The following is a 337-nucleotide window of genomic DNA, read 5'->3' on the forward strand; positions in this document are numbered from 1 at the left end:
GCAATGAAATCGTCGAATGCGACCTGACGATTCTCGCGTTGCGCGGCCCGATGCCACTCAGGACCGAATTCTCCCCCGCCCCGAATGCTTGCGATCGCGTACACGCCGCCTGGTTCGAGCCAGGAGAATCCCATGGCGCCCATATAGGCAGGCGTATCGACCGGAACTTCGAATCCGCCGTATCCACAGAGAAGGCATGGTCGAGGGTTGCCTTGAAGATCCGCCTCGCGACCGATAAGCCAATACGGAATCTGCACGCCATCGGAGGCTGTGGCATGTCGTCGCTGTGCGACAAATCCGGTTGCATCGAACCGTGCGGGAAGATGCCCGAGCAGGC

At 60.5% G+C, this 337-nt stretch carries 1 protein-coding gene; it reads right to left on the reverse strand.

Features of this window, described 5'->3' with window-relative positions; translation table 11 throughout:
• Positions 1 to 337, reverse strand: a 337-nt coding sequence (locus tag RZR99_RS33195) for a prolyl oligopeptidase family serine peptidase (protein ID WP_323123875.1), incomplete at both ends; no start/stop codon positions are given.

It is taken from the genome of Burkholderia alba (assembly GCF_034721475.1).
In the GTDB taxonomy this organism is placed as follows: Bacteria; Pseudomonadota; Gammaproteobacteria; order Burkholderiales; family Burkholderiaceae; genus Burkholderia; species Burkholderia alba.